This window comes from Rhodococcus sp. R1101, assembly GCF_000278445.1.
Lineage (GTDB): Bacteria > Actinomycetota > Actinomycetes > Mycobacteriales > Mycobacteriaceae > Rhodococcus > Rhodococcus gordoniae.
In genome coordinates this window covers 1-3,661 of record NZ_AJVB01000387.1, presented here as the reverse complement: position 1 = coordinate 3,661, position 3,661 = coordinate 1, and the positions used below count along the sequence as shown (strand labels likewise).

Genomic DNA, 3,661 nt, shown 5'->3' with positions numbered 1-3,661 from the left:
ACGCCTCGGAGTCGCGAGGAGGCACCACGACTCCGAGGCGAGCGACGTCCGCTCCCCAGGATTCCCTCGCCGTTGAACGAATCGAGCTGCGCGACCGACCGATCGGGAGTCGTGGTCTCAGTGTCGATTCGGCAGAATCAAGCTGTCCATGACGGACGTGTCGCGCACTTCCTACTTCCGTCGTACTCGGGAATGTACCCGCACGTGTTCGACCCTCGAGGTCCCATCGGCATGTCGGCCTTCGAGGTCGTCCCCAGCAGGTCGTCGTCCGAGGCCGACGTGGAAACTGGTCGATACCTTCCCGACTGCGTGAACTCTCGCAGACCGCACTGCCGGATGCAGCGCTTCATACTTTCCTCAGGGACGGCTACAGCAAAGCCGGCGCCGAAGCGCCTGCCGTCCTCCCTCTCCGCAGGGGCGCCACTGCGCCTGTGCCCTCGGCATGGGATGCAGACCACAGACGCTTTCTATCGGGTCGACGGTCCTCTCAGCACACCCGACATCCGGTAAACGCAGTCGTTCTGATCACCGACGGTGCACCCTGCGCCGGCAGGTCACGCCGCCGCACTCGACTGTCGAGAACGAGCTCTACAGCTGCCGTCGACACCGTGCCCGACACCGTTCCTGACTGCCGCCCATCACGGCGAACTCATTCCGAAACAGTCAGTGAGTAAACGTTATCGAGGCCGGATCAGGCTCGGACGGCGTATGCGGTCTTATCGGGGCAATCCGAGTACGCGACGGGCGATCACGTTGAGCTGAATCTCGATGGTACCGCCGCCGAACAGGACTGCAGGCAGGCCGATGTGGTCGATCATGTGCCCGCCCTCGTCGACGGCTCCGGCCGGGCCGAGTAGCGAGACAAGCGCTCGCGAACCGTCCCGTTGCGCGATCGCACTGAAAACTTTCTGCACGCTGATCTCCGCGCCGACGTCGAGACCGGACAGACGACCCTGCACACTACGCAAGTTCATTGCCGACAAAGCCATCTCGCGGGCGGTGTTACGCCCGAGAGTACGCAGCGCCGCGTCGTCTCCTGCAGCGTGCCGGCCGGACTCGACGAGACCGCGTACGCGTGCGGCGGAGCCGTGCGCGAGTTCGGTCCCCATGTTGAGTCTCTCGTTGGCCAGCGTCGTGGCCGCGAGCCGCCAGCCCTGACCCGGTTCGGCGACGAGGTAGTCGTCGGGCACGAAGACATCGTCGAAGAACACCTCGTTGAACTCGGCTTTTCCGGTCGCCTGTCGCAGCGGCCGCACATCGAGTCCCTCGCTCTGCATGTCGATGAGGAAGTAGGAGATGCCTTCGTGTTTCGGCACATCGGGATTCGTTCGCGCCAGACAGATACCCCAGTCAGCCTGATGCGCAAGCGAATTCCATACCTTCTGACCTGCGATCACCCAGCCGCCGTCCACCTTGCGGGCGCGGGTGGACAATCCTGCCAGGTCCGAGCCGGCGCCGGGCTCGCTGAACAACTGACACCAGACGATCTCGCTCCGGAGCGTGGGAGCAACGAACCGCCGCTGTTGGTCCTCGGTGCCGTGGAGCAACAGTGTCGGCAGGACCCATTCCCCGATCACAGTGGTGGGTTGTTCGAGTCCGCGGCGCGCGAATTCGTCCGCGATCACGGCCTGTTCGTGCGGCGTGGCTGCCAACCCGTACGGCAGAGGGTAGTGCGGCGCGACGAAACCGGCTTCGGCCAATCGGGCTCGGCGTGCACCGCCGCGCGCCGGCGCCCACCCCTCGGTGTACACCGCGTCGTCCGGAAGCGAGAGCACTTCGTCGAGGACCTCCCCGACGCGCTCTCGCAGTTCCGGAAGGGCGTCCGTACCGACCAGCGAGAAATCGCGAGCGCTGGACATCGCGAGCTCGCCGAGCCGGCGGGCCCAGACCTCTTCCGGGCCGACGATCGAGGTGATCGACAGCGCTCGCCGCCAGTACAGGTGCGCGTCGTGCTCCCAGGTGAAGCCGATACCGCCGAGCAGAGTGACACACTCCAGAGCGATGTCGACGGCAGCCGGCACAGCCGTCACGGCTGCCTGTGCGGCCGCGAGCCGCTGCTGTTCTCGACCGTGCAGTTCCGATCGCGCGGCATCCCATGCAGCGGCAGCAGCGATGTCACGCCGTACCAGCATCATCGCCGCCTTGTGCTGCACGGCTTGGAAGCTCCCCACCGGCCGGCCGAACTGGTGCCGGTTGCGGACGTGGTCGACGGCCGTGTCCAGCGCCCACGCTGCGATCCCGGCGGCCTCGGCACCGAGCAAGGTGTTGACGATCAGGTGCACATCGTCCCTCTCGACCGGCGGCAGCAGGTGCTCGGCGGTCACCACCTCGCCGGAGAGTCGCAACCGCCCGATCGATCGAGTGAGGTCCACACCCTCGGCAACTTCGATCTCTCCGGCAGTCGAGGGAAGCCGGAACCACACCCACGCGCCATCGGCGGTGGTGGCACACACGATCACCTCGTCGGCGCCCGGCAATCCGAGCACCGGTTCGGAAAGGCCCGTTACCGTCCATCCCTGCTCGACGGGCGTCGCGACGAGTCCGGGCACGGTGACTGCGGCACCGGTCGCACCGTCGACGAACCGGCGCAGGAGATCCGTGACGACCTCGCCCGAAGGGAGTGTGGCGATCAGTGCGCTGGCGATGACGGTAGGTACCCACGGACCCGGCGCAAGGGCACGACCGAACTGCTCGGCCACGACGGCGAGCTCCGGGAGACCGGCGCCGGCACCGTGATCTTCCTCGGCCAGATGCAAAGCATGCAGGCCTTGCTGGACGCATGCGTCCCAGATCTCGGGCCGTTTCCCCTCCGCAAGTTCCGCGAATGTCTCACGGGTGCGTGCGATCGGTGCGTGACGGCGGGCCAGGCCGGCAACGGCGTCGGCAAGGTCACGATGGTCTGCGTCAAGAGCGATGGCCATGTCTACATCCGTTCCAGAATTACGCACGTGGTGGCTGCGGAGGCACAGATGGCGATCATCGCGATCTCCTTGTCCCGACGCTCGAGCTCGTCGATTGCCGTGGCCAGCAAACGAATACCCGTTGCGCCTGCTGGATGACCAAGAGCAATGGCACCACCGCCGACATTGAGCACCTCCGGATCGACCTTGTGGACCTGTGCGAACGACATGGGCACGGCAGCGAATGCTTCGTTGACCTCGAACAGGTCCACGTCGGCGACGGTCATCCCTGTGCGCTCGAACAGGGTATGCGCCGCGGCAACCGGGCCGTCCAGCATGAACTCGGTATCGCCGCCGATGACACACTGCGCGAGCAATCTGGCCCGCGGCCTCACGCCGAGGTCACGAGCCTTGTTCTCGGACATCAGCACGGCTGCGCTCGCACCGTCGGACACCTGCGACGACGTGCCGGCGGTGTGGAGGCCGCCGTCGATCGTGGGGCGCAGCCGGGCAAGCGCCTCCATGCTCGTCTCGCGCAGGCCCTGATCCTGGGTGACTCGCGTACCGAGCCCGTCGCCGGGGATTGCGACAGGAATGATCTGCCGATCGAACCAACCGTTGTCCCAGGCGGCGCGAGCGCGGTGCTGCGAACGCAGTCCGAATTGGTCGAGTTCCTCGCGCGTGAACCCACGGTGTCGCGCGATCCGATCGGCGGCAGTGTACTGATCGGGCATGTCCACCGACCAGGTCTCCGGTCGAGG

At 66.2% G+C, this 3,661-nt stretch carries 2 protein-coding genes; both read right to left on the bottom strand.

Annotation, left to right across the window (positions count from 1 at the left end; all coding sequences use genetic code 11):
* Positions 1 to 716 precede the first annotated feature (716 nt).
* A complete protein-coding gene (locus R1101_RS0118395) occupies positions 717 to 2,921 on the bottom strand; it encodes an acyl-CoA dehydrogenase (RefSeq protein WP_016934818.1) in 2,205 nt (734 codons plus the stop codon).
* A 2-nt stretch (positions 2,922 to 2,923) separates the two neighbouring features.
* Positions 2,924 to 3,634: a hypothetical protein gene (locus tag R1101_RS0118390; RefSeq protein WP_232284784.1), complete on the bottom strand. Its 711-nt coding sequence runs from the start codon at positions 3,632 to 3,634 to the stop codon at positions 2,924 to 2,926.
* Between the last annotated feature and the right edge of the window lie 27 nt (positions 3,635 to 3,661).